Source organism: Streptomyces sp. NBC_01451, assembly GCF_036227485.1.
Taxonomy (GTDB): Bacteria; Actinomycetota; Actinomycetes; order Streptomycetales; family Streptomycetaceae; genus Streptomyces.
In genome coordinates this window covers 3,511,377-3,533,492 of sequence record NZ_CP109479.1, presented here as the reverse complement: position 1 = coordinate 3,533,492, position 22,116 = coordinate 3,511,377, and the positions used below count along the sequence as shown (strand labels likewise).

General features: G+C 72.6%; 16 protein-coding genes. 10 read left to right on the top strand and 6 right to left on the bottom strand.

Annotation, left to right across the window (positions count from 1 at the left end; all coding sequences use genetic code 11):
- Positions 1–105: 105 nt before the first annotated feature.
- Complete coding sequence (locus tag OG595_RS15330) at positions 106–1,653, bottom strand: M23 family metallopeptidase (protein WP_329272324.1); 1,548 nt, start codon at positions 1,651–1,653, stop codon at positions 106–108.
- A 231-nt stretch (positions 1,654–1,884) separates the two neighbouring features.
- On the bottom strand, positions 1,885–2,814 hold the full coding sequence (locus tag OG595_RS15325; protein WP_329272321.1) for an esterase/lipase family protein: 930 nt from the start codon (positions 2,812–2,814) through the stop codon (positions 1,885–1,887).
- Between the two features lie 403 nt (positions 2,815–3,217).
- Between OG595_RS15325 and OG595_RS15320 the strand changes: the two genes are divergently transcribed.
- Positions 3,218–3,580, top strand: coding sequence for a cobalamin-dependent protein (locus OG595_RS15320; RefSeq protein ID WP_329282894.1), 363 nt, complete (start codon positions 3,218–3,220; stop codon positions 3,578–3,580).
- A 55-nt stretch (positions 3,581–3,635) separates the two neighbouring features.
- Here the strand turns inward: OG595_RS15320 and OG595_RS15315 are convergent, their stop codons facing one another.
- Both OG595_RS15315 and OG595_RS15310 read right to left on the bottom strand, forming a co-directional pair.
- Positions 3,636–5,336, bottom strand: coding sequence for a DUF5691 domain-containing protein (locus OG595_RS15315; protein WP_329272319.1), 1,701 nt, complete (start codon positions 5,334–5,336; stop codon positions 3,636–3,638).
- A 64-nt stretch (positions 5,337–5,400) separates the two neighbouring features.
- Entirely contained in the window at positions 5,401–6,759 is a 1,359-nt protein-coding gene (locus tag OG595_RS15310; RefSeq protein WP_329272317.1) for an SWIM zinc finger family protein, read from the bottom strand.
- A gap of 167 nt (positions 6,760–6,926) precedes the next feature.
- On the opposite strand from OG595_RS15310, the gene OG595_RS15305 reads away from it, so the two are divergent.
- The 6 genes from OG595_RS15305 to sucD all read left to right on the top strand — a co-directional run bounded on the left by OG595_RS15305 (position 6,927) and on the right by sucD (position 15,759).
- Entirely contained in the window at positions 6,927–8,072 is a 1,146-nt protein-coding gene (locus tag OG595_RS15305) for an ATP-binding protein (RefSeq protein ID WP_329272314.1), read from the top strand.
- Positions 8,073–8,214: 142 nt separating this feature from the next.
- The gene (locus OG595_RS15300) at positions 8,215–10,758 is read left to right on the top strand and encodes a DUF5682 family protein (protein WP_329272311.1); all 2,544 of its coding nucleotides are present in this window, start codon (positions 8,215–8,217) and stop codon (positions 10,756–10,758) included.
- Entirely contained in the window at positions 10,755–11,930 is a 1,176-nt protein-coding gene (locus tag OG595_RS15295; protein WP_329272310.1) for a VWA domain-containing protein, read from the top strand. The genes OG595_RS15300 and OG595_RS15295 overlap by 4 nt, the downstream gene beginning before the upstream one ends.
- A gap of 843 nt (positions 11,931–12,773) precedes the next feature.
- Entirely contained in the window at positions 12,774–13,064 is a 291-nt protein-coding gene (locus tag OG595_RS15290; protein WP_329272307.1) for a hypothetical protein, read from the top strand.
- Positions 13,065–13,674: 610 nt separating this feature from the next.
- Positions 13,675–14,853, top strand: a complete 1,179-nt coding sequence (gene sucC / locus OG595_RS15285) for an ADP-forming succinate--CoA ligase subunit beta (RefSeq protein WP_329272305.1) — start codon at positions 13,675–13,677, stop codon at positions 14,851–14,853.
- Positions 14,854–14,874: 21 nt separating this feature from the next.
- Positions 14,875–15,759: a succinate--CoA ligase subunit alpha gene (gene sucD / locus OG595_RS15280; protein WP_329272303.1), complete on the top strand. Its 885-nt coding sequence runs from the start codon at positions 14,875–14,877 to the stop codon at positions 15,757–15,759.
- 118 nt (positions 15,760–15,877) lie between these two features.
- On the opposite strand, the gene OG595_RS15275 is transcribed toward sucD, so the two are convergent.
- Positions 15,878–16,960: a helix-turn-helix domain-containing protein gene (locus OG595_RS15275; RefSeq protein WP_329272300.1), complete on the bottom strand. Its 1,083-nt coding sequence runs from the start codon at positions 16,958–16,960 to the stop codon at positions 15,878–15,880.
- 97 nt (positions 16,961–17,057) lie between these two features.
- On the opposite strand from OG595_RS15275, the gene OG595_RS15270 reads away from it, so the two are divergent.
- Entirely contained in the window at positions 17,058–18,740 is a 1,683-nt protein-coding gene (locus tag OG595_RS15270) for a cell division protein PerM (protein WP_329272297.1), read from the top strand.
- 28 nt (positions 18,741–18,768) lie between these two features.
- Here the strand turns inward: OG595_RS15270 and OG595_RS15265 are convergent, their stop codons facing one another.
- A complete protein-coding gene (locus OG595_RS15265) occupies positions 18,769–19,566 on the bottom strand; it encodes a hypothetical protein (RefSeq protein WP_329272295.1) in 798 nt (265 codons plus the stop codon).
- Between the two features lie 294 nt (positions 19,567–19,860).
- Between OG595_RS15265 and purN the strand changes: the two genes are divergently transcribed.
- Both purN and purH read left to right on the top strand, forming a co-directional pair.
- On the top strand, positions 19,861–20,490 hold the full coding sequence (purN, locus tag OG595_RS15260) for a phosphoribosylglycinamide formyltransferase (protein WP_329272293.1): 630 nt from the start codon (positions 19,861–19,863) through the stop codon (positions 20,488–20,490).
- A gap of 8 nt (positions 20,491–20,498) precedes the next feature.
- Positions 20,499–22,070 (top strand): bifunctional phosphoribosylaminoimidazolecarboxamide formyltransferase/IMP cyclohydrolase, encoded by a 1,572-nt coding sequence (gene purH, locus OG595_RS15255; RefSeq protein WP_443073340.1) that lies wholly within the window; start codon positions 20,499–20,501, stop codon positions 22,068–22,070.
- Positions 22,071–22,116: the final 46 nt, after the last annotated feature.

Below are 22,116 nucleotides of genomic sequence, written 5' to 3'. Positions count from 1 at the left end.
CCGCTGGATGCTCGGTGCGGAACCTGCGGGTTCGCTGTGGCTTGTCGCGCAGTTCCCCACGCCCCCTTAGTGCCCCTATCGGGGCATCGGGGGCGCTGCGGCCGATTACGTCGGGTCGAGGCCGTGGCTGCGCAGCCACGGGAGCGGGTCGATCGCCGAGCCGCCGGCGGGCCGTACCTCGAAGTGCAGGTGCGGGCCGGTCGAGTTCCCGGAGTTCCCGGAGTACGCGATGGGGTCGCCGGCCTTGACCGTCGTACCGGACGGGACCTGGTAGGTGGAGAGGTGGCAGTACCACGTCTCCGTGCCGTCCTTGTCCGTCACGATCATCATGTTGCCGTAGGCACTGTTCCACTGCGTCCGGACGGTGCCGTCGGTCGCGGCCATCACCGTCGTGCCGTACGAGACGGGGAAGTCGATCCCGGTGTGTACGGACATCCAGTTGATGCCGGCCTGGCCGAAGTAGGCGCTGAGGCCGCGCTGTTCGACCGGAAGGGCGTACTTCGGGCGCAGTCGCTCCTTGCGGGCGGCTTCCGCCGCCGCAGCCTTCTTCTCCGCGACCTGCTGGGCCTTGAGGTCGATACGTTCCTGCGTCCGGCTGGCCCGGTCGGCGAAGTCGTCGGCGCCCGCGGAGAGGCTTTCCAGCTGGGAGTCCAGCTTGTTGTTCGCGGTGGACGGCTTCACGGCGACACCGTCCGCCGCCGACGTCGTCGTGTTCTGCTCGCTGTCCCCGTTCATCCCGCCCACGGAGGCGGCGGCGATCCCCGCGACCCCCATCACACAGGCGGACGGAACAGCGATGGTCAGCAGGGCGGAACGTTTGGCCGGGGTACGGCGCCGGGACCGGCCCGCGTTGCGCGCCGCCGTACGGGAAGCCGCGCGCCCGGGTCCGGGCATCGCGCCCGGGGCGACCTCTTCCTGGCCGTCGAGCAGCGGGGCCTCGGCGGGCAGCTCGCCGTCGGTGAAGGGGTCCGACTCGTCGTGGGCGAGGGCGTGCTGGTCGTACTCCGCAGCGTCCGTGATCTGCTCGAACAGTGCGGTCGCCTGCTGGTCGTACTCGTGCTCGTGCGTGTGCTCGTACTCGGTGGACGGGGCGGGCGTGCTGTCCGGGCCGCTGTCCGAGTTCCACTGGGTGGCGTCGTACACGCCCGTGTCGAAGGCCTGCGTGCCCCATTCCCACTGCTGGGTCTGGTTGGCCGGGCCGGCCTGCTCGGGCTGGAGCCAGGCGTTCGCATCCCACTGGCCGCTGTTGTCACCGCCCGGAGGCGGCGTCTGCGCGGGGATCCCGGCGAGCTGCTGGTATCCCGGCGCCCAGGCGGTGGTGTCGTAAGCCCCGGTGTCGTAGGCGGCGTGGTGCTGGGCCGCGTACGGGTCGTAGTTCAGGGTCTGGTGACTGCCGGTGGACCACTGGGAGTTGTCGTAGGAACCGGTGGTGTCCTCGCCCGGCATGTCGCCGAAGAGCGGGTCGGTTTCGAAATTTCCGGTGCCGTTACCCGTGCCCATGCCCGTGTCGAAACCGTTGGCGAAGGTGGGGTCGTGCGTGGTGAAGTCACCGAAAGGGACTTCCTGCGTGCCGTACGACGCGTAATGGGCCGTCGCGGCATCGGAAGCCGGAGCCGGGGGGGTCATGGTCCCCGACGGGTGACGTTCGTTCACCAACTTCTCTTTCGCCTCGACAACAGGGGCTGGCAGAGCAGTGCGGCGACTGTACCCGGCGGTACGCGGGCGCGACAATCTTCCGCAGGTTTCGTGCCTGAGGGAAACGGGCATTCGGCCGTGTTTCGGGGGACTGCGGGCACGGGTTTGGCCTGGCGTTCGAAGATTGTTCGAATCTTGGGGGCTGTTCGGCGGCCCTGGCCCGCCCGCGGGCGGCGCTCGGGGCCGGGTTCACGCCACGGTCAGTCCGCCGGCTCGGGCCTTGTCCGTCTGCGACACGGCGGTGAGGGAGTGGTCGCTCTCGTCCAGTGCCTGCCGTATCCCGGTCGCGACGGCGGGGTGTACGGGGAGGGCGAGGTGGCCGACGCCGCTGACCTGCACGTTCTCCGCCAGCAGGTCCGGGTGGTCGACACGGGCCGTCTCCGGCGGGTCCATCAGGTGGTCCAGATCGCTCCAGAAGCTGACGAAGCGCGTACGGCAGTCCGGCGCGGGCAGGCGCAGTTCCTCGATCACTGCCGAGCCGGGGCGCATCTGGCGGACGATCGGGTGCGCGTCGGCCAGCGGGACGACGCGGGTGCCGGAGTGCGGGGTGCCGAGGGTGACGAGCGTACGGACGCGGAGGTCACCGCCGAGGCGCTGCACGTAGTAGCGCGCGATCAGGCCGCCCAGGCTGTGCCCGACGATGTCCACCCGTGGGTGGCCCGTGCGCTCGCATATCTCCTCTACGTGCCGGCCGAGCAGCTCGGCCGCGGTACGGATGTCGCAGGTCAGCGGGGAGTAGTTGAGCGACTCGATCTGCTGCCGGCCGTGCTGGGCGAGGGATCGGCGCAGCAGGACGAAGACGGAGCGGTTGTCGATGAAGCCGTGGAGGAGGACGACCGGGGGCTTCGGCTGCGTCGGCAGGTGGGTGGGGGCGGCGGCGGTGTTGAGGGCTCCCGGGAGCGCCGAGGGGTCGGAGGGGTCACAGAGGGGGGAGGGGCCACAGGGCGTGGGGCGGCGTTCCTGGACGATGCCCGACGGATAGAGGAGCAGATGTCCCGCCAGGATCGCGATCTCCAGGGCGGTCGCCTTCAGCAGTGCGACGGAGAGCCCCGTCAGCCTGCTCGGCAGGACGCGCTGACAGAACGGAAGCAGGGGCAGTGCTGCCCGGATGACCTTCATGGCCGACCTCCTGTCGGCACACGGTGGACTTCTCTGTCCCTCGTGTGCCCTCGTGGGGGGTCGCGACGAGGGCGGCCGGTGGTGGCGTCGGCGGTGGTGGTGCACGAGTGAGGCGTGCGGCGTGCGTGACGCCAAGGGGCGGTGAAGCTCCTTGCCGGACGGCGACGAAGCTCCCCGCTGTCGTGCCCTTACTGCCCTTCGTGCCATCTCCGACGCACCGCACCCCCACGGCGCGCGGCTCGCGACGCGGTGGTGCGACGACCTCGATGCGGCTCCCCTTGCGCCGGTCCCACCGGTGCGCGGCGAACGTGTCCCACCGTGTGATTTCCCCCTCGGAATCCGTCGCGAAACTGCCGGTTGCGGGATGCTTGACATAACGTTCGTTCACTTCATGGAGGCAAAGATGGGTGTCGCGGCCGGTCCGATCCGTGTGGTGGTGGCGAAGCCGGGGCCGGACGGTCACGACCGCGAAGCCGAGGTGATGGCGCGGGCGTTGCGTGACGCCGGTATGGAGGTCATCTACACCGGACTTCACCAGACCCCCGAGCAGATCGTCGGCACCGCGATCCAGGAGGACGCCGACGCGATCTGGCTCTCCGTCCCCTCCGGCGCCCACAGCACGCTCTTCGCGGCTGTGGGCGACCTCCTGCGGGAGCAGGACGCGGCGGACATCAAGGTGTTCGGCGAGGAGACCGTCCCCGGGGCGACCACGGGTTCTGCCGTGGAGTGGGTGCGGGCGCACGTACGGGAGTCGGCGGGGGCGTAGGGCGTGCGGGCTGCGGGCGTGGGGCCTCGGGGTGCGGGTGGGTCCCGGTGGCGGCTCAGGCTTCTCCCACCCGCCCGCCCGCTGTCAGTTCCTCCTCCATCGTCGCGCGCAGACGCAACGTGCCTACGAGGCGCTGGAAGGCCTCCGCCCAGTAGCTGCCCGCGCCCGGTGAGGCGTCCTTCCCCTCGTCGGGTATCGCCAGCAGGCCGTCGAGGCGGCCGGCCTCGGAGGGGTCGAGGCAGCGTTCCGCGAGCCCCATCACCCCGCTGAAGCTCCATGGGTAACTCCCGGCGTCCCGAGCGATGTTGAGTGCGTCGACCACTGCCCGCCCGAGCGGTGGCGCCCACGGCACCGCGCACACCCCGAGCAGCTGGAAGGCCTCGGACAGTCCGTGCGTCGCGATGAACCCCGCCACCCAGTCGGCCCGTTCGGCGGAGGCCAGCGTGGCGAGCAGCTTCGCCCGCTCCGCCAGGGACACCGCCCCGGGGCCGCCGGCTCCGGGTGTCGAGGGCGCGCCGAGGAGCGCCCTCGACCAGTCGGCGTTCCGCTGCCGCACCGCAGCCCGGCACCACGCGGCGTGCAGCTCGCCCTGCCAGTCGTCGGCCACCGGCAGCGCCACGATCTCCTCGGGCGTACGTCCGCCGAGCCGCCCCGACCACGATCCGAGCGGCGCTGCCTCCACCAACTGGCCGAGCCACCAGGACCGTTCACCACGCCCCGCCGGGGCCTTGGCCACGACGCCGTCGCGCTCCATGCCCGCGTCGCACTCGTGCGGTGCCTCGACGACCAGCGCCGTCCCGCCCCTCGTACCGCCCGTAACGCTTGCGTCGTCCGCGCTGCTCGTGTGGTCGAGGGCCACGCACGCTCCCGCGCGGACCGCCATCCGTGCGGCGAGTGCCGAATCGGGCAGCGCGGACAGCAACTCCGCAGCTGTCGCCCGGACGTTGCGGCTGCGGTCGGCCAACGCCCGCTCCAGGAACGGCTCGTCCTCGGCGCGCAGTCCCGTGCGGAGCGAGTCGAGGAACATCAGCCGGTCCTCGGCCCGCTCTGTCGCCCAGGTCGTCTCCAGCAGCTCCCGGGCGGCGGCGGGCTCCCGCGCGCGTATCGCCGCGAGGAGGGAGACGCGTTCGGCGAACAGGCCCTCCTGCCAGAGCCGCTGGATCTGTTCCGCCTCCTCGACGCCCGGCAGGGACGCGCCCCCTCCCGGCGTCGAGCGCAGGGCGAACCGCCAGTCCGGGTTCAGCCGGGCGAGCCACAGCGCGCGCGGGCCCGCGAACGCGAGCGCCGCCGGACGCAGATCCGTACGCCCCCTGGCCGCGTCGAGCAGTGCGGGCAGCGCCTGTGGAGGCGCCGCGAAACCGTGCGTGTTCGCCGCCGCGAGCCACTGGGGCAGCAGCTCCATCAGGTCCGGCGCCGTGCCCCGGCGACCGCTGCCGCCCGGGGTGCCGGGCCGGTCGGCCAGCAGCAGCGACAGCCGGCGGGCCGCCGCGGGCGGCAGCGGCGGTCGTGGGTCCGCCGCTGCGGGCTCCGGCCGCGTCGCCGCCCTGGCCGGTCGCAGCCCCGCACGCCGCCGTACGGTCTCCACGGCCGCCGCGTCGAGCAGCGCGACCGGCGCCTGCCTGCCCGGCGGGCAGCCCGGGGGCGTACGCCGCTCCGTGCCGAGGAGCGCCGCGGTGACCAGCTCCTCCCAGGCGTCCGCCGAGGGCGAGATCACGGAAGGCGAGTCCACGGGGGTGGAGGCCCTGCTGCCGTTCATGAGATTCCCCTTCGTCGGGAGCGGTGGAGTCGGGGAGCCGTGAGTCGTGTTGTGCCGGGTCGCCTCAGCACAGCGGGACCGCCTGTCCCGCCGCCTCCTCCGGCCAGGCCGTCAGAGGAGTGAAACCGCGGTGGCCGCACTCGCCGAAGACCGTCACGGGAGCCCCGCCCGAGAGCGCGACGAGGCGCCACAGGCCGGGGTGAGCGACGGCGGAGGGGGCCAGGGGCAGCGCCAAGTCGGAGTCGGCATCCGCCAGTTGCCAGGAGCCGCCGTCCGGGACGGGTATCACCCGGTCCAGCGTCACGGGGAAGGAGTCCAGCCAGGGATCGTCCCGGAGGGCGTCACCGTAGAGCTCCGCCGCGCGCGTGGTCGTCGTCCCCGGCGGCCGTGTCCCCGTCGGCGCGGGTGGTGCGAACCGCTCTCCCAGGGCCGCCCGCAACTGCCCGGCGCCGGGATACGCGGACACCTCCGCCTCGAACGCCAGGCCGACCGGCAGTGCCAGTTCGGGGGCCCGGCCGGCCGCCCCGTACGAGAGGAGCAGGGCGGTACGGCCCGACTCCGCGCCGTGCAGCCAGATCCTGCGGGTCGTCAGGCGGGCGTCCGCCGTCTCGTACTGGGCGAGGACCAGCCACTGGTCGCGCACCGGCGGGCCGTCCGCCGAGCCGGGCAGGCCGATCCGCGACCGGACCGTCGCCGCCAGACCGTCCGGCAGCTCGTCCCGGCGCAGCCAGCCCCGGTCGAGGAGATGCAGCAGCGCGCACTCCTCCAGCAGCCGCACCGGCCAGCCCGGGCCGGACGCCGGGATCGCCCCCAACTCCCTTACCCGCGCCGCCAGTCCGGGGGCCTGGGCGTCGACCATGCGGGCCGCCGTCTCCTCCCACAGCCCGTACCCCGCCTGCTCCGCCGTGGCCAGGCCGCCGCGCAGCAGGTCGGCGAGGCGCTGCTCCAGCTCCGTCGCCCCCGCCGTGATCCGCTCGGCCCGGCGCTCCGCCCTGCGTCGAGCGGCCTCCGGATCACCGGAACCGGACGGGGAACCGGCCGCGCCCGCCGTCCGTTTCTCCTCCGCCCGCTTCCGCCGCCCCGCCAGCCACTCCTCCGCCCAGCCCGGCGCCTCCCCTCGCGGCACCGCGCCGTCCCCGCCCGCCCAGAGCAGCAGCAGCCCGAGCGCGTGCTTGCACGGGAACTTCCGGCTGGGACAACTGCACTTGTACGCGGGCCCGGTGGCGTCCGCGATGTCGACGACCGTCTGATACGGCTTGCTGCCACTGCCCTTGCACAGTCCCCACACCGTCCCCTCGTCGGAACTGCCGGCCTCCGACCACGGCCCGGCCGCACCGAGTTTGCTTCCCGCTTTGCGTGACGAGACGTCAGGCGCCAGTGCCAGCACCTGATCCGCTGTCCAGCGCACCCCCTGCTGAGTCATGACATCGAAGGTAGATCCCGGCACTGACAATCGGCCCCCGCGACGATCTCCACTCGGCTCCAGAAATGGTATTTCCGCAGCTCAGAGCGCATTGTCAGTGGCGTGGTGCAGTGTGGACACCAGATCCGAACGGGCCAAGACCGGCCGAGCTGGAGGGGGACCGAGCCATGTCTGTTTCCACTGAACCGACATCCGTCGAACCGCGTCAGGAGCAGTCCGCGCACGCGAACGGCACGGAGGAACTGCGCCCGCACGCCGAGGACGCCTTCGCCGCCGAACTCGCCGCGCTGGCCGCGCAGGACGACCGCCCGCGCCCGGCCCGCTGGAAACTGTCGCCGTGGGCCGTCGCGACCTACCTGCAGGGCGGCACCCTCCCCGACGGCACGGTGATCACCCCGAAGTACGTGGGCCCGCGCCGCATCGTCGAGGTCGCCGTCACGACCCTGGCGACCGACCGCGCCCTGCTGCTCCTCGGCGTCCCCGGCACGGCGAAGACCTGGGTGTCCGAGCACCTGGCGGCAGCGGTCAGCGGCGACTCGACGCTGCTGGTCCAGGGCACGGCCGGCACGCCGGAGGAGGCGATCCGGTACGGCTGGAACTACGCGCGGCTGCTCGCGCACGGCCCGAGCCGTGAGGCCCTCGTGCCCAGCCCCGTCATGCGGGCGATGGCGGAGGGGATGACGGCCCGTGTCGAGGAACTGACCCGTATTCCGGCCGACGTACAGGACACGCTGATCACGATCCTGTCGGAGAAGAACCTGCCGATACCGGAGTTGGGCCAGGAGGTGCAGGCGGTACGCGGGTTCAACCTGATCGCGACGGCCAACGACCGCGACCGCGGGGTCAACGAGCTGTCCAGCGCCCTGCGGCGCCGCTTCAACACGGTCGTGCTGCCGCTGCCGGAGAGCGCCGACGCCGAGGTGGACATCGTCTCGCGCCGGGTCGACCAGATCGGCCGCTCGCTCGACCTGCCGGCCGTGCCGGACGGTGTCGACGAGATCCGTCGCGTCGTGACCGTCTTCCGTGAACTGCGCGACGGGATCACGTCGGACGGCCGGACGAAGCTGAAGTCGCCCAGCGGCACGCTGTCCACCGCCGAGGCGATCTCGGTGGTCACCAGCGGCCTGGCCCTGGCCGCCCACTTCGGCGACGGCGTCCTGCGGGCCTCCGACGTCGCCGCGGGCATCCTCGGCGCCGTCGTCCGCGATCCGGCGGCCGACCGGGTCGTCTGGCAGGAGTACCTGGAGGCGGTGGTCCGCGAACGCGACGGCTGGAAGGACTTCTACCGGGCCTGCCGTGAGGCGAGCGCATGAGCCGTGCCGTGGGTGGGGGCGCGGATGGACGGGGACGGGGGTACGGGATGTCGGCGGGAGGCGGTTCGGTGTCCGTGTGGGGCGGTGGCGTGAGTGAAGCGGTCGATGACGACGACTCGACGTGGGTAAGGAAGGGGGCATCGTGACCGAGGCCGGGCGGAGCACCGGGCCGTTGCTGCTCGGTGTGCGGCATCACGGGCCCGGTTCGGCGCGGGCGGTGCGGGCCGCGTTGGCGGCGGCGCGGCCGGCGGTCGTCCTGATCGAGGGGCCGCCCGAGGCCGACGCCCTGGTCCCGCTCGCCGCCGACGAGGACATGCGGCCACCGGTCGCCCTGCTGGCCCACGCCGTGGACGAACCCGGCCGCTCGGCGTTCTGGCCGCTGGCCGAGTTCTCCCCGGAGTGGGTGGCGATCCGCTGGGCCCTCGAACACGGGGTCCCCGTCCGCTTCATCGACCTCCCCGCCACGCACACACTCGCCTGGGAGCACGAGACGGCGGAGGTGGCGGAGGACGGGGAGCCGGAGGGCGAGGGGGACGGAACCGATGGTCCGGCGTCCGGCACGGACACGGTCACGGACGTCGATCTGCGGGTCGATCCGCTCGCCGTGCTCGCGAGGACCGGTGGTTACGACGATCCGGAGCGCTGGTGGGAGGACGTCGTCGAGCACCGGGGGACGGGGGAGGGGGACGCGTTCGCTCCCTTCGAGGCGCTCGAAGAGGCCATGGGCGCGCTGCGTGAGGTGTACGGGACCGGGGGCCACGACCGGGATCCCGTGCGGGAGGCGTACATGCGGCTCCAGATGCGGGCGGCACAGAGGGAGTTCGGGGACGCGGCGGTGGCCGTGGTGTGCGGCGCCTGGCATGTGCCCGCGTTGCGGCGGAAGACCGCCGTCGCCGCCGACCGGGCGCTGCTGAAGGGGCTGGCCAAGGTCAAGGTGGACGTGACCTGGGTGCCGTGGACGCACCGCAGGCTCGCGCGGTCCAGCGGGTACGGGGCGGGCATCGACTCGCCCGGCTGGTACGGGCACCTGTTCGGCGCGCGGGACCGGCCGGTCGAGCGGTGGATGACCAAGGTGGCCGGGCTGCTGCGCGACGAGGACAGGATGGTCTCCTCGGCGCACGTCATCGAGGCGGTGCGGCTGGCGGAGACGCTCGCGGCGATGCGGGGGCGCCCGCTGCCGGGACTCACCGAGACGACCGACGCCGTGCGGGCGGTGATGTGCGAGGGCTCGGACGTCCCGCTGGCCCTGGTGCAGGACCGGCTCGTCGTCGGAGACGTGCTGGGCGAGGTACCGGAGTCGGCGCCCACGGTGCCCCTGCAACGGGACCTGACGCGCCTTCAGCGTCGGCTGCGGCTCAAACCGGAGGCGCTGGAAAGGGAGCTGGAGCTCGATCTGCGCAAGGAGACCGACGCCGCGCGCAGCCGGCTGCTGCACCGCCTGCGGCTGCTCGGGATCGGCTGGGGCGAGCCCGCGGCGTCGCGTGGCAGCACCGGTACCTTCCGGGAGACGTGGCGCCTGAGGTGGGAGCCGGAGCTGGCGGTACGGGTCGCCGAGGCCGGTGTGTGGGGGACGACCGTGCTCTCGGCGGCGACCGCCAGGGCGGAGGCCGACGCCGTCGGCGCGGGCTCACTGGCCGACGTGACCGGACTCGCCGAGCGCTGTCTGCTCGCCGAACTGGCCGACGCGCTCCCCGTGGTGATGCGGGTCCTCGCCGACCGCGCGGCCCTCGACGCCGACGTGGGCCACCTGGCCCAGGCACTTCCGGCGCTGGTCCGGTCCCTGCGCTACGGCGATGTACGCGGCACGGACACCCGGGCGCTGGCCGAGGTCGCGGCGGGTCTCGCCGAGCGCGTCTTCGTCGGCCTGCCCCCGGCCTGCGCCGCGCTCGACACGGAGGCCGCCGAGGAAATGCGGCGCCATGTGGACGCGGTGCACGGGGCGGTGGGGCTGCTCGGCGAGGCCGCCGGCACGAACACGGCTCCGGCTCCGGCTGGTGGCGCTGCCGCGGGGGCCTCTCCGGGCGGTGTCTCCGCGGGCCCCGCCGCGGAGGTCCCCGTGAGGGACTCCGAGCCCGAGGACACTCCCGCGAGCGCCGCCGAGGATGTCCCCGCGCCGGGACGGCACAGCGAGCTGCGGCACCGCTGGCACTCCGTGCTCCGGGTGTTGTGCGCGCGGGACAGTGTGGCCGGGGTCGTGCGCGGGCGGGCCGTGCGGCTGCTGCTGGACGACGGGGAGCTGGCGCAGGACGAGGCGGCGGTCCTCGTGGGGCTCGTGCTGTCGCCGGGGACGGCGCCGGGGGACGCGGCGGCGTGGATCGAGGGGTTCGTCGGGGGCGGCTCCGGGGGCGGGATGCTCCTGGTGCACGACGAGCGGCTGCTCGGGCTGGTAGACGCCTGGCTGACCGGCGTGTCCGCGGAGGCGTTCACCGATGTGCTGCCCCTGCTGAGGCGCACGTTCTCGGTGTACGAGCCGGGGGTGCGCAGAACGCTGGGGGAACTGGTCCGGCGCGGCCCGGGGAAAGGGGGAAGTGCGGTGACCGGCGCCGCCGGTGTGCCGGGGTTCGCACCCGGCCTCGACGCCCGGCGGGCGGATGCCGTGTTGCCGGTGCTGCGGCTGCTGCTGGGGCCGTCGGACGCGGGTGACGGGGGCGTCGACGACAACAACCTTGTGGGGGTGGGGACATGACGACGGCGACCGAGTCGGCGGATCCGGCACAGGAGCGGTTGCGGCGGTGGCGCCTCGTGCTCGGGGGCGACGCGGCGGACGGTACCGGGTGTGCGCTCTCCGGACAGGACGCCGCGATGGACGGCGCGCTCGCCGCGCTCTACGGGAGGGACGACGGGGGCCGGGGCCGGCCGGGGCGGGACCGTTCGGCGGGGCTCGGGGCGTCCGCGCCGTCGGTCGCACGATGGCTCGGTGACATCCGGACGTACTTCCCGTCGTCCGTCGTCCAGGTCATGCAGCGGGACGCCATCGACCGGCTCGGTCTCTCCGCGCTCCTGCTGGAGCCCGAGATGCTGGAGGCGGTCGAGGCGGACGTCCACCTCGTCGGCACGCTGCTCTCCCTCAACAAGGCGATGCCGGAGACGACGAAGGAGACGGCGAGAGCGGTCGTACGCAAGGTCGTCGAGGATCTCGAGAAGCGGCTCGCCGGCCGGACCCGGGCCACGCTCACCGGTGCGCTGGACCGCAGTGCCCGTATCAGCAGGCCGCGCCATCACGACATCGACTGGAACCGTACGATCTCGGCCAACCTCAAGCACTACCTCCCGGAGTACCGCACGATCGTGCCGGAGCGGCTCATCGGGTACGGGCGCGCCTCCCAGTCGGTGAAGAAGGAGGTCGTCCTCTGCATCGACCAGTCGGGATCGATGGCGGCATCGGTGGTGTACGCGTCGGTGTTCGGGGCGGTGCTGGCGTCCATGCGGTCGATCGACACCCGGCTCGTCGTCTTCGACACGGCGGTCGTCGACCTCACCGACCAGCTCGACGATCCGGTGGACGTGCTGTTCGGTACGCAGCTCGGCGGTGGCACGGACATCAACAGGGCGCTCGCGTACTGCCAGTCGCAGATCACCCGGCCCGCCGAGACCGTCGTCGTGCTGATCAGCGACCTCTACGAAGGAGGCATACGCGACGAGATGCTGAAGCGGGTCGCCGCGATGAAGGCGTCCGGGGTGCAGTTCGTGACGCTGCTCGCGCTCTCGGACGAGGGGGCGCCGGCGTACGACAGGGAGCACGCGGCGGCACTCGCGGCGTTGGGAGCACCGGCGTTCGCCTGCACTCCCGACCTGTTCCCGGACATCATGGCCGCGGCCATCGAGAAGCGCCCGCTGCCGATACCCGACACCGAGTGACCCGAGTGACCCGAGTGCGCTGAGTGAACCGAGTGGCGTGAGGGCGGCTTCCGGTCGGCAAAAGGGACATGAGTGCGCATCGGGAACGGGGGACTTGCGCGACCTCGGGAGGGCCGTGCAGGATCGGCGCCGCCTTGTCCTGCTCCTCGTTGTTCCTCGACACTCGTGGTTCCTTGACGCCCGTCGTCGTAACGCCGCCCGGGAAAGTCCTCCTTCTTGAACTGGCCAGTCGCCCTGTCCGTTGCCGTAGTGCGTGTGACGCGTACGGCGGCGGGGCGGCGCGCGCTGCGGGTGGCGGTGCTGGTCGGCGGCCTGTTCGTGTTCGGGTTCCTCTGCGGGGAGCGGGCGCATGCCGCGGAGGGCCCGCCACCGGTGCGGGTCGACGTGGTTCGGCCGACGGCCGAGAGGGTCGGGCCTCCGGTCGGTGGCCCGGTGGCGGCCGTGACCGAGGAGTTGGCGGAGGTCGTGGCGCAGGCGCCGACGTTGCCTGCCCCGCCGACGCTTCCCGCGGTTCCCGCGTTACCCGAACTTCCGGGACTCCCCGCGTTACCGGCACTTCCGGCACTTCCCGAGTTGCCGGCACTTCCGGTGCTTCCGGAGATCCCTGAGCCGCCCGTGCTTCCGGGCGTGCCCTCGTTGCCTACCGCACCCTCTTCTCCTCACTCTCCGGTCCCTGCTTCTCCGGACTCTCCCTCCCTCCCCTCCCTTCCCCCTCTTTCCACTTCCCCCTCGTCCCCGGCCGCCCCCTCGCTGCCGAAGAAGACCCTGCCGACGCCCGCTGCCGGGGCGCATCAGGACGGAGTGCCCTACGGCCCTCGGTTCCTCGGTCGTGCGGGTGGGGCCGTGGACGTCCGTGGAGTGGTGGCGGCCGGTGACCGGGATGGCGTGGACGTCTCCGGGGCGGCTGTGCGTCGGGTGCCCGGGGGCATGCCGGACAACGGGGTGTCTCATGGGGCGCTCGGTGACCGGGCGGTCGTCGACGCCGGTGGTCCCCGGCACGGAGGGCACGGCGACGGACATGCCGTCGCGCTGAACCAGCGGGCGCCGGTGTGCCTCGTACCGGGGGTCGCCCCGGTCGCCGCCGGTGCCGAGGCCGGGAACAGGTACCGGGACATTCCCGTAAGCCCCGCCTAGGCAGGGCGTCCGCTCCGTTCCGTCGCCGTGCGCGAAACCGTCCGTCGGGCCGGAACGGCACGCGACGACTGCACGGAGTGCCAGCCGGAATCTCGGCCTCCGCACATCCTGGCCCAGCTCCGCGCACCCGACCTCCGCACGCCTGACGTGCGGATCTTCCGGACTCCGCCGGGAAAGCCCCTGTACGGCCGAATGCCATCGGTCCGGTCGGGGCGTGCCCGGCGGGCAGCGGCGAGCGGCTCCCCCAGGGGTGGGGAACCGTCGCCGGAGGACCGTCAAAGCCGTTGGCGGGCCTTCCAGGGGCCTCACCGGGCCCACCCCAGCCCGGTGAGGCCTCACCTTTGCGCCCCTATGCATTCGTAACGCGTCTTTGCGCCCCTCTCGCGGGCCGAATATCGGCCGTGAATGGCACTCTGTGACAGGTATCACCGCTCAGGTGTGATTCCTGATTTAGGGACCTGCGGGGTGCGGCGATAACCTGCGAGACGGACATGCCGCGCACTCGGACATCGTGTGCGCCACCCTTGTGACACGGCGGACGTCACGTTGCCCTTCGCGGCACGCCCACGCATCCAACGAACCGCGAGATCACTGATAGGGACGGACGCGCGTGGACCTGTTCGAGTACCAGGCGAGGGACCTCTTCGCCAAGCACGGTGTACCGGTGCTGGCCGGTGAAGTCATCGACACGCCTGAGGCGGCGCGCGCTGCGACTGAGCGTCTGGGCGGCAAGTCGGTCGTCAAGGCGCAGGTGAAGGTCGGTGGGCGTGGAAAGGCCGGCGGCGTGAAGCTCGCCGCCACCCCGGACGAGGCCGTCGCCCGCGCGACGGACATCCTCGGCATGGACATCAAGGGCCACACGGTCCACAAGGTGATGATCGCCGAGACCGCGCCCGAGATCGTCGAGGAGTACTACGTCTCGTACCTCCTCGACCGCACCAACCGCACGTTCCTCGCCATGGCGTCCGTCCAGGGCGGCGTGGAGATCGAGGTCGTCGCGGAGGAGAACCCGGAGGCCCTCGCGAAGGTCCCGGTCGACGCCAACGAGGGCGTGAGCATCGAGAAGGCCCGCGAGATCGTCGCCCAGGCGAAGTTCCCGGCCGAGGTCGCCGAGCAGGTCGCCGAGATCCTCGTGACCCTGTGGGACACCTTCATCAAGGAGGACGCCCTCCTCGTCGAGGTCAACCCCCTCGCCAAGGTCGCCTCCGGCAAGGTCATCGCCCTAGACGGCAAGGTGTCCCTGGACGAGAACGCCGAGTTCCGCCAGCCGGACCACGAGGCCCTTGAGGACAAGGACGCGGCCAACCCGCTTGAGGCCGCCGCGAAGGCCAAGAACCTCAACTACGTCAAGCTCGACGGTGAGGTCGGCATCATCGGCAACGGCGCGGGTCTCGTCATGAGCACCCTCGACGTCGTCGCGTACGCCGGTGAGGCGCACGGTGGGGTCAAGCCCGCCAACTTCCTCGACATCGGCGGCGGCGCGTCCGCGGCCGTGATGGCGAACGGCCTGGAGATCATCCTGGGCGACCCCGACGTCAAGTCGGTCTTCGTCAACGTCTTCGGCGGCATCACCGCGTGCGACGAGGTCGCCAACGGCATCGTGCAGGCGCTGCAGCTGCTCGCGGACAGGGGCGAGGAAGTCACCAAGCCCCTCGTCGTCCGCCTCGACGGCAACAACGCCGAGCTGGGGCGCAAGATCCTCACCGACGCCAACCACCCGCTGGTCCAGCGCGTGGACACCATGGACGGCGCGGCCGACAAGGCCGCCGAGCTCGCGGCTGCGAAGTAAGGGAAGAGGGACAGAACAGCCATGGCTATCTTCCTGAACAAGGACAGCAAGATCATCGTCCAGGGCATGACCGGTGCCACGGGCATGAAGCACACCAAGCTCATGCTGGCGGACGGCTCGAACATCGTCGGTGGCGTGAACCCGCGCAAGGCGGGCACCTCCGTCGACATCGACGGCACCGAGATCCCGGTCTTCGGCACGGTCGCCGAGGCGATGGAGAAGACTGGCGCGAACGTATCGGTCCTCTTCGTACCGCCGGCCTTCTCCAAGGCCGCCGTGGTCGAGGCGATCGACGCGGAGATCCCCCTCGCGGTCGTCATCACCGAGGGCATCGCCGTCCACGACTCCGCCGCCTTCTGGGCGTACGCGCAGTCGAAGGGCAACAAGACCCGGATCGTCGGCCCGAACTGCCCCGGTCTCATCACTCCGGGCCAGTCGAACGCCGGCATCATCCCGGGCGACATCAGCAAGCCGGGCCGTATCGGTCTGGTCTCGAAGTCCGGCACGCTGACGTACCAGATGATGTACGAGCTGCGGGACATCGGCTTCTCGTCGGCCGTCGGCATCGGTGGCGACCCGGTCATCGGCACGACGCACATCGACGCGCTGGCCGCGTTCGAGGCGGACCCCGACACCGACCTGATCGTGATGATCGGTGAGATCGGTGGTGACGCGGAGGAGCGTGCCGCGGACTTCATCGCGAAGAACGTGACCAAGCCGGTCGTCGGTTACGTCGCCGGGTTCACCGCGCCCGAGGGCAAGACGATGGGCCACGCCGGTGCCATCGTCTCCGGCTCCTCCGGCACGGCTGCCGCGAAGAAGGAGGCCCTTGAGGCCGCCGGTGTCAAGGTCGGCAAGACGCCCACCGAGACGGCGAAGCTGGCGCGTGAGATCCTCGCCGGCTGACGTTTCCTGACGTCTTCCGGTGGTCCTGAGCCGGACCCATGTGGGCCCGTTCCCTTTGTCGGGGCGGGCCCACAGTCATGCGCAGCCCGCAGCCCGCAGCCCGCAGCCCGCACGCAGCTCACCTCGGCTCCGGCAGGGTTCTCTCCGGGCCGCTCGGCGTCGTGTCCCGGAGTTTCTTGCGGAGGTTTCGTTCCGTCCGTGACAACGGCCCCGGGGCCGCCTGTGGTGGCACCCCCTGCACTGTCGTCCCCGGGGCCACCGGTGGCTCGTAGTGCGTCGGGGCCGTTTGGAGGGTGAACGTGGTGGCGCCGATCAGGGCGACGGTGAAGGCGATCGCCGCCTGGGTCCAGTTCCGGGCGCGGCGTTCGCTGCCCGCGCGGACGGACGAGGGGCGGGCGGCGCGCAGCCGGGCGTGGGTGGCCAGGCCCGCCAGGCGGGGTGCGAGGCGGGCCGGGTCCGTGAGGTCCGGCAGGCGGGTCGCCATCGTCTCGCGGGCGTGGCGGAGGCGGCCCGCCGCCGCCCTGGTGCTCGCCTCCGTCTCCGCCGCCGTCTCGGGCAGGCCGAGCCCCAGACCGTCGTGGAGGACCAGGGTGCGGCGGTACGGCGGGGGGAGTGTCAGGAGCGCGGACAACAGCGCGCGGTCGTCCGGGTCGGCTGGCGGGGCCTCCGGGTGGCGGTGGCGGGCACGGAAGCGGTGCCAGGGGGAGAGGGCGCACTCGTACGCCGTCGCCCGTACCCACCCCGCCGGGTCCGGGTCCACGGCCACCTCGGGCCAGCGGTGCCAGGCCAGCTGGAACGCCCGTTCGACCGACTCGCGCGCCAACTCCCGCCGCCCGGTGAGGAGATAGGTCTGCCGTACGAGGGCGGGCGCGCAGAACGCGTAGAGCGCGTCGAAGGCCTGAGCGGGCGTCAGGGGGGTGATGGGGGCGTCGCCCGTCCCCTTTTCCGCCACGACTGCCGGTGCCGGTGCCGACGTGGGTGCGGGTGTGGTGGGTGCCGACGTCGGGGCCGATGCCAGCAGGCTCGCGTACTTCTGCGCCTTGCGTCCGCGCGGTGTCGTACGGCCGGTCTCCCACGCGCGTACCGTCTCGCGGCTGACGCCCACCCGTTCGGCGACCTGAGCCCGCGTCAGTGACTGGGACTCGCGCAGGCGTCGGCGTTCGGCGGGCGGGGGCAGCGGGATGGCGGGGCTTTGCGTCACCGGGGGCCCCTTCGCACAGAAAAGTACATAAAACGTATATTGAGTGACACGTCGTAAGTTCGCCTGTTACGACGGGAAAGCGCGTGTCGTTGGGAGCATGGCGTCCGTGACACAGACGACCGACCGCCGGCTCTCCTTCCTGCCCCCGCGTACCCGGGTCCGCTCCCGGGTCCGCTCCCGGGTTCGCTCCCGGTTGCGCGACCGGCTCCGCGACCGTCTGCGCGACCGTTCCCCCGGACTGGGCGCGGGCCTGCTCGGCGGCGCGGTCGCGGCCGGGCTCGGGCTCGGTTCGTTCGCCGTGCTCGTCATGGTGCTCTGGATCAGCTCGCCGTACCCGGACAGCGGACCCGACGGCGCCCTGCACGTCGCCGCCGCCCTCTGGCTGCTCGCTCACGGGGCCGAACTCGTGCGCGTGGACAGCCTGTCCGGCGCCCCCGCCCCCGTCGGCGTGACCCCCCTGCTGCTGCTCGCGCTCCCGGCCTGGCTGCTGCACCGAGCCGCCCGCGACGCGACGGAGGGCCCGGAGCGGGAAGGCGCGGCGGAGGACGCGCCCCCTCTTCCCGCCCGTACCGTCTGGCTCGGCGTGGTCGCCGGGTATCTGGCCGTCGGCGGGGGTGTCGCGCTGTACGCGGCCGGGGGCGGGCTGCGTCCCGACTGGGCGTGGACGGCCGTATGCGTGCCGCTGTTCGCCATGACGGCGGCGGGCGCAGGGGTGTGGACGGCGTACGGTCGGCCGTGCGCGCCCCTCTCGCCGCGGGTGCTGTATCCGCTGCCCAGGTGGGTGCGCCGACGCGCGCTGGACGCGGATGCCCGTGGCCGGGGACTGGCCGTCGGGCGGGCGGCCGGGGCCGGCACCGCCGTGGTCGTCGGGGGCGGGGCGCTGCTCGTCGCGGTGTCGCTGGTCGGGCACGGCGGCGCCGCCCGGGACTCCTTCCTCCAGCTGACGGAGGCGTGGTCGGGCCGGATCGCCGTCCTGCTGCTCTGCCTGGCCCTGATCCCCAACGCGGCACTGTGGGGCGCGGCCTACGCGCTCGGCCCGGGGTTCGCGCTCGGCGCGGGCCACGCCACCGGGCCACTGGTCTCGGACCCGGCGCCGCTGCTGCCGCCGTTCCCGCTGCTGGCGGCCCTGCCGGACGCCGGCCCGGGCACCCCGCTGACCTGGGCGGTCACCGCGGTGCCGGTGGCGGCCGGGCTGACGGTGGCCTGGTTCACGGCGCGGGCGGCGGGGCCGGGCGAGGGGAAGGTGCCCTGGTCGGGCGGGCGTACCGCCGCCAACGCGGGTCTTGCCGCAGCTCTGTGCGCGGGCGCGCTGGCGGTGCTGGCGGCGCTGTCGGGCGGGCCGCTCGGGAGCGGCGCCCTCGCCCATGTCGGACCGGTGTGGTGGCAGACGGGCGCGGCCACACTGGTGTGGACGGCCGCGGTCGCCGTACCGACGGCCCTGGGGCTGCGCGCGTGGCGGCTGCGGAAGCGGCCGAAGGGCACCGGAGCGGACACCGGCGCCGACACCGGCACGCTGAAGCTGACGACCCCGGCGGTGCCCGACGGGACGCGGAAACCGCGCGGGACTGCGGCCGACGACGCCTACGGGGCGAGCGACCCCTACGAGTTGGAGGCCGTCTACGACTTCCTCCCCGCCGATCTGCCGTCACCGTCGACGCCACCCGCGCCCTGGTACGACGACGCCGCGTCCCGCGAGGCCCGCTGGGCCGCGCTCAAGGCGGCGTCGTCGGCGGCGCCGCCGGAAGAGGCTCGGCCGGAGCCGGAGGAGACCCAGCCGTAGCCGGGGGACAGTTGTTCCCGGACCGGATCTAGCTGTTCGTGCCGAACACTTCCCGGAGCTGCTTCGGGAGCAGGTCGTTGCAGGCCTTCTCGGCGGTGGTCGTGAGGGCGTCGTTCGCGCACGTGTAGTAGTCGCGGTACATGAACTGGAGGCTGAACGTCGCGGCGACCATGACGAGTGCCAGGGACGCCGTGACCAGGCCGCTGATCGCGGCCGTCCGCTGCTGCCGGCTCCCGGCGCCCGCGCCGCCGGTGCCCTGCGGGGGCGCCGGGGTGTCCGGGTTCGGGGTGCGTGGTTTGGCGCGCAGGGCGCCGATGCCCCAGTTCAGGGCGAGCGCGCCGAGCAGCAGTGCCACGTACGGCCAGCTGAAGAGGGCGAAGAAGAAGGCCCACATGCCGGACAGCAGTGCGTACCGCGCCTGGCGCTGGGCCGGGTCCGTCGGGTCCCAGCGCGGGTTGGTGCCCTGTCCGTCGCCCTGTCCCTCGGGGCCGCCCTGTCCGCCGGACCGGCCGGAGCGGTCGCCGAAGACGCCCGGGGAGCGGCCGGGCTGCCGGTCGCTCCACTGACTGCCCCATGGGGAGCTGCCGCCGTCGCCGGAGGCGTCGTCGCCCGCCGGATGCCGGGGCTGCCAGGGCCTGTCCGGTGTGCCCTCGGGCGGCGGGGCGAACGGGTTGTCGTCCTGGGCCGCGCTTCCCTGACCGTCGCCGTTCGTGCCGGTGTCGACGTTCTTCTTGCCCGAGGGCGCGTCGGGGGGCGACGCGGGGTGCTCCCGCAGCAGCACAGACTGCGGGGTGAGCGTGAGGAGTCGCAGGCTGCGGTCCGACATCAAGTGAGCGTCTTCCCCTTGTTGATCACGGCCGTTGGTTCACGGCTGTCGATACGGCTGTCGATTACGGCTGTTCGGCATGAGCCGCCACTCCGTGAACGCACCGCGTGACCACCGCGTTCCCGGACCGGCTCCTCCCAGACGCTACCTTCCGGCCACGCCCCCGTCCCGTGGGGGCTGTCCGGAGTGCCGGTATCGTTGCTGGCGGTCGGCCGCTTCGTAGACTTCCCCGTATCCCCGGGCGCGAAGCATTCGTACGACCATACAAACGCTCCCCCGAGAAAGGGCCCCGCCGTGGCCGAGTCCCAGGCCGCCAAGCGTCTTGTCGTGCTGGTCTCCGGATCCGGTACCAACCTGCAGGCGCTCCTCGACACCGTCGCGGCCACCGGCACCGAGGCCTACGGGGCCGAGATCGTCGCGGTCGGCGCCGACCGCGACGGCATCGAGGGGCTCGCCCGCGCGGAGCGGGCCGGGCTGCCGACGTTCGTGTGCCGGGTGCAGGACCACGGCACCCGGGCGGAGTGGGACGCGGCGCTCGCCGGGGCGGTGGCCGCGTACGAACCCGATCTGGTCGTCTCCGCCGGGTTCATGAAGATCGTGGGCAAGGAGTTCCTGGCCCTGTTCGGCGGGCGGTTCGTCAACACGCATCCCGCCCTGCTGCCCAGTTTTCCGGGGGCCCACGGCGTTCGCGACGCGCTCGCGTACGGCGCGAGGGTCACCGGCTGCACCGTCCACTTCGTCGACGACGGCGTCGACACCGGACCGATCATCGCTCAGGGCGTGGTGGAGATCCGGGACGAGGACGACGAGAGCGCTCTGCACGAGCGCATCAAGGAAGTCGAGCGAAGGCTGCTCGTCGATGTCGTGGGGCGGCTCGCCCGCAACGGCTATCGCATTGAGGGACGAAAGGTAGTTATCCAGTGACCGCCGACATCACTGTCACGGCCGAGAGCAACAAGCGGGCCCTTCGCAGGGCGCTCGTCAGCGTCTACGACAAGACCGGTCTGGAAGAGCTGGCCCGTGGCCTGCACGAGGCCGGCGTGGAACTCGTCTCCACGGGATCGACGGCGGGCCGGATCGCCGCCGCTGGCGTCCCCGTCACCAAGGTCGAGGAGCTCACCGGCTTCCCCGAGTGCCTGGACGGCAGGGTCAAGACCCTGCACCCCAAGGTGCACGCGGGCATCCTCGCCGACCTGCGTCTGGAGGACCACCGCGCCCAGCTCGCCGAGCTGGGCGTCGAGCCCTTCGACCTGGTCGTCGTCAACCTCTACCCGTTCCGCGAGACGGTCGCCTCCGGCGCCTCGCCCGACGAGTGCGTGGAGCAGATCGACATCGGCGGCCCTTCGATGGTCCGCGCCGCCGCCAAGAACCACCCGTCCGTGGCCGTGGTCACCAGCCCGGCGCGGTACGCCGACGTGCTGAGCGCCGTACAGACCGGCGGCTTCGACCTCACCACCCGCAAGCGGCTCGCCGCGGAGGCCTTCCAGCACACCGCCGCGTACGACGTGGCGGTGGCCTCCTGGTTCGCGTCGTCGTACGCCCCGGTGGACGAGTCGCAGTTCCCTGACTTCCTCGGCGCCACCTGGGAGCGCGAGAACACCCTCCGCTACGGCGAGAACCCGCACCAGCCCGCCGCCCTGTACGTGGACGGGACGGGTGGCGGCCTGGCCAGGGCCGAGCAGCTGCACGGCAAGGAGATGTCGTACAACAACTACACGGACACGGACGCCGCCCGCCGTGCCGCGTACGACCACGACGAGCCCTGCGTCGCGATCATCAAGCACGCCAATCCCTGCGGTATCGCGATCGGCGCGGACGTCGCCGAGGCGCACCGCAAGGCGCACGCGTGCGACCCGCTGTCGGCGTTCGGTGGTGTGATCGCCGTCAACCGCCCGGTCAGCAAGGAGATGGCGGAGCAGGTCGCGGAGATCTTCACCGAGGTCATCGTCGCGCCCGACTACGAGGAGGGGGCGCTGGAGGCCCTCGCCAAGAAGAAGAACATCCGGGTGCTCAAGGCCGCCGGCGCGCCCGCCAACCCGGTCGAGGTCAAGCCCGTCGACGGCGGTGTGCTGCTCCAGGTGACGGACCGGCTCCAGGCCGACGGCGACGACCCGGCCAACTGGACCCTTGCGACGGGCGACGCGCTGTCCGCGTCCGAGCTCGCGGAACTCGCCTTCGCCTGGAAGGCGTGCCGGGCCGTCAAGTCCAACGCCATCCTGCTGGCCAAGGGCGGCGCCTCGGTCGGCGTCGGCATGGGCCAGGTCAACCGCGTCGACTCGGCGAAGCTGGCGGTCGAGCGGGCGGGGGAGGAGCGGGCACGCGGTGCGTACGCGGCCTCGGACGCGTTCTTCCCGTTCCCCGACGGGCTGGAGATCCTGACGGCGGCCGGCGTCAAGGCCGTGGTGCAGCCCGGCGGTTCGATGCGGGACGAGCTGGTCGTGGAGGCGGCGCAGAAGGCGGGCGTCACCATGTACTTCACGGGGACGCGGCACTTCTTCCACTGAGGCCGAGCCCGAGGCCGAGTGACGAGTGACGAGTAGGGCCGCGGCT